The sequence below is a fragment of the Burkholderia sp. Ac-20384 genome (assembly GCF_017104605.1).
Taxonomy (GTDB): Bacteria; Pseudomonadota; Gammaproteobacteria; order Burkholderiales; family Burkholderiaceae; genus Burkholderia; species Burkholderia lata.
Window position 1 is genome coordinate 1 of record NZ_JAAGPE010000518.1, and the last position, 3,784, is coordinate 3,784.

At 69.3% G+C, this 3,784-nt stretch carries 4 protein-coding genes; 1 reads left to right on the forward strand and 3 read right to left on the reverse strand.

From position 1 onward, the window contains the following. Both G3O00_RS40965 and G3O00_RS40970 read right to left on the reverse strand, forming a co-directional pair. The coding region (locus G3O00_RS40965; protein WP_346779029.1) for a rhodanese-like domain-containing protein at positions 1-837 on the reverse strand (837 nt) is incomplete at its 3' end. 112 nt (positions 838-949) lie between these two features. Further along, positions 950-1,516 (reverse strand): cysteine dioxygenase, encoded by a 567-nt coding sequence (locus tag G3O00_RS40970; protein WP_206146403.1) that lies wholly within the window; start codon positions 1,514-1,516, stop codon positions 950-952. A gap of 17 nt (positions 1,517-1,533) precedes the next feature. Between G3O00_RS40970 and G3O00_RS40975 the strand changes: the two genes are divergently transcribed. After that, on the forward strand, positions 1,534-2,508 hold the full coding sequence (locus G3O00_RS40975; protein ID WP_206146404.1) for a LysR family transcriptional regulator: 975 nt from the start codon (positions 1,534-1,536) through the stop codon (positions 2,506-2,508). A gap of 61 nt (positions 2,509-2,569) precedes the next feature. Here G3O00_RS40975 and G3O00_RS40980 read toward each other — a convergent pair. After that, positions 2,570-3,784 (reverse strand): acyl-CoA dehydrogenase family protein (locus G3O00_RS40980; protein ID WP_206146405.1); only part of this gene is annotated, 1,215 nt, incomplete at its 5' end.

The window sequence follows — 3,784 nt, forward strand, 5'->3', positions numbered from 1 at the left end:
GTCCGCGAGCGCGATGCGCGGCACGCCCGCGCGTTCGGCCACCGCGCGTGCCGCCTGACGGGCGTCGACACGCTGCGTCGCGTCGATGTCGTCCGGAAAGCGCCGCGCGGCGCCGCGTTCGAGCGTCTGCCCGGCAAGCGTCCAGCCGATCGTGCCGTTGCGCAGCGCGGCGACCGGATTCGGCAGCCCCGCGTTGACCAGCGACTGCGTGCCGATGATGCTGCGCGTGCGGCCCGCGCAGTTGACGATCACCTGCGTCGCCGGGTTCGGTGCGAGCGCGCGAACGCGCAGCACGAGTTCCGCGCCCGGCACGCTCGTCGACGTCGGGATGTTCATCGTCTGGTATTCGTCGAAACGGCGCGCGTCGACGATCACGACATCGGCCTTCGCGTCGATCAGCGCCTGCACCTCCTGCGCGGACAGCGACGGCGTATGCCGTTCGGCCTCGACCCATTCGCCGAACGACTTGCTGGGCACGTTCACGTCGATGAACAGTTCGCCGCCCGCGGCAAGCCAGCCCGCGAGGCCGCCTTCGAGCAGCCGCACATCGGCGTAACCGAGTTGTGCGAGCTTGGCGGCCGCGCGCGGCGCGAGATCCTCGCCACCCGCTTCGCCAAACACGACGATCGGCGTGTCGCGGCGCGGAATCCGCGTCCACGCGTCGAGTTCGAGTTTCGACAGCGGAAAGTTGGCGGCCCACAGTGGGTGGCCCTGCGCGTACGGATCTTCCTCGCGTACGTCGATCAGCGCGATCTCGTCGCGGGCCAGCAGGCGGGCGCGCACGTCCTGGTACGACGCGACGGGAAAGCGGGAGGTGGAATCGGCGGAGTGCGTCACGGTGTCTCTGTCTTGAATGCGTTGAAGTCGGTGAAGAAAGCGGAACGGATGAATCTTGGGCCCGCCGGCGCGTGCCGGCAACCGGCCGCGCCCGCGGGCGTTGCATCAGGCGTCAGGCATTCGAATAACCCGACACGAAGGGCTTCACGGTACCGTCGTCCAGGAATACCGCGCGCTCGACCTTGCCGATGTTCGCGCCGTACACGTGGATGCTGATCGATACCTGATCCGCGAACGCGTTGGTCACGCGATGGACGTCGCCGATGCGCGGCGACACGGCCTCGATTTCACCCGGCTGCAGCCGCACCGCGTCGCCCGCCGGCACGGGCTTGCCCGCTGCGTCGAACCCGTATGGCTGCGAGAACTCGCCGCCGCGCAGCATCCCGATCAGCCCCCACACCGTGTGGTTGTGGATCGGTGTCGTCTGGCCGGGCCCCCACACGAAGCTGACGACCGAGAACCGCTCATCCGGGTCGAGATGCAGCAGGTACTGCCGGTAGCGTGCGGGGTCGGGCTGCGCGAATGCGTCGGGCAACCAGTCGTCGTGTTCGACGAGCGCGGCGAGCAGCGCGCCGCCTTCGTCGAGGATGCGCGCCTCGTTCGCGCCGGACGCGAGCAACGCGCCCAGACCATCGACGAACGGCCGCAGCGGCGTCTGATGCAACGAAAGCGTACTCATCGGCTGACTCCTCGAATATGATGCCGAATATGATGGATCGTCATGATGCACCCGAAAGACCATGCAGAACAAACATGAAAATTAGCGATATCGACGCTTTTGCAGCGGTCGTCCGCTGCCAGACCCTGAGCCAGGCCGCGGCCGAGCTCGGGATGACGCAACCCGCGATCACGCGGCGCGTCCAGAATCTCGAGGAAGCGCTCGGCGTGATCCTGCTCGATCGCAATACGAAGCCGCCGCGCCCGACCGACATCGGCCGGCAGGTGTTCGAGCAGTGTCGCGCGATCCTGCGCGAAGTCGATGCGCTGCGTGAGCTGACAGCCGGTGAGCAGCCGCCTGCCGGCGAATTCCGGATCGGGCTCACGCAGGGCCTCGGCGAACTGGTGCTGCCCGCGCTGATCGCCGAACTCGCCGCGCAGTGGCCCGCGCTCGCGACGCAGGTCACGACTGCGTGGGGCGGCATGCTCGTCGAGCGCGTCGCCCGCCGCGAACTCGATGCGGCGCTCGTGTTCCTTGCGCGCGAGATGGTGCTGCCGGCGCAGGTCGAGGGCGAACGGCTGCTGGCCACGCGGCTCGTCGCGGTCGGCCGCAAGGGTGACTGGCCGCGTCGCAGCTACCGGCTCGCCGATTGCCACGCGCGTGGCTGGGTGCTCAACCCGGACGGCTGCGGTTTTCGCGCGGGCTTGCGGCGCGCGCTCGACGCGCAAGGCCTGCCGATGCCGGTCACGCTCGACACCTACGGCCGCGACCTGCAGTTGCAGAGCGTCGCGAACGGCTTCGGCATCGGGTTGATGCCGTTGCCGCTCGTCGAAGGCAGCCCGCTGCGCGATGCGCTCGACATCGTGCCGCTCACCGATTTCAAGCCGCAGATCGATCTTTGGTTGCTGCGCCGGCACGATGCGGCCCGCTTCGACGCACCGCTCGCCGCCGTTGCAGCGCATGCACGCACGGCGTTCGCGTTGCCCGGGCAGACGCACGGCAAGGCGGCTTGACCGTACCGGGCGGCGGCGGCATCGCGCCGCCCGATTGGCGCTCGTGCCAGCCCTGCTCCGATCATGCATCGCCGCGGCCGCGTTCGGTCCCGTTGACCGGCGCTCCACTCGTCTCCGTCTCACCCTTCGTTTCGTCCTTCGTTTCGCTCTTCGTCTCGCTCTTCGTCTCGCTCTTCGTCTCGCTCTTCGTCTCGCTCTTCGTCTCGCTCTTCGTCTCGCTCTTCGTCTCGCTCTTCGTCTCGCCCTTCTTCTCACCCCGGCTCACCGCTTCGAGCGCCGCACGCCCCGCCGCCACCGCGATCGCATCGTCCTGCGGCGTATGCACGCGGCTGCACAGCACGTCGCGATAGTGGCGTTCGAGCGGATTGGCACGGCTCAGCCCGTGATTGCCCGACAGCTTCAACGCCTGCTCGACCACGCGAATCGCGTGCTCGGTCACGGTTCGCTTGACGAGGCCGCTCGTCGTGACCGTCGGTGCATTGCCCGCATCGGTGCGCGCGATGTGATCGTCGAGCAGCACGCGGTTCGCATGCAGCCAGCCCTCGATTTCGCCGACCGCTTCCTGCACGCGCGGCAGCGTCGCGAGCGGCGCGCCCAGCCCGCTCGGCGCACGCGTCGTCGCGAATCCGACCAGCCAGTCGCGCGACGCACGCGCCACCGCGTCGTACAGGCTGCCGAGCAGCCCGACCATCCACGCCTGCTGGTCGGCCTGCGCGTCGGCGTCCGCGTGGGTCGCGGCCGACACGGCCCATGCGTCCGGTGCGCGTACGTCGACCGCGTGATCGGCCGGCAGCCACACGCCGTCGAACACGACCTCATGGCTGCCTGACGCACGCAGGCCGAGGTGATTCCAGCTTTCGATCACGCGGATGCGATCGCCATCCGCATCGGGATCGCGCGGCACGAGAAACACGCCGAGTCGCGGCGCCGGCTCATCGGTGCGCGCCCACACGGCCAGCCAGCGCAGCGCCGAAATCCCGGTGCTGTACAGCTTGTGACCGGACAACCGCCAGCCGTCGCCATCACGACGCGCAATGGTTTCCGGCAGGCCGCCGCGCGACGGCGAACCGAGCGCGGGCTCGACGCGCAGCGCGTTGATCAGCGCGCCGTGGGCGACCGCGCTGTCGAACACCGCCCGCCGGACCTGCGCCGGCCAGCGGTTGTCGGAACGGCCGATCGCGCGATGTTGCAGGTACGTCATCGTCAGCACCAGCGCGGTCGCCGGATCGGCCCGCGCGACGGCAGCCACGATCCGGCTCGCCTGCGCGAGCGTCGC

Coding starts and splice junctions, on each gene's coding strand:
- G3O00_RS40975 (WP_206146404.1), top strand. CDS start 1,534: ATGATGCCGAATATGATGGATCGTCATGATGCACCCGAAAGACCATGC.
- G3O00_RS40970 (WP_206146403.1), bottom strand. CDS start 1,516: ATGAGTACGCTTTCGTTGCATCAGACGCCGCTGCGGCCGTTCGTCGAT.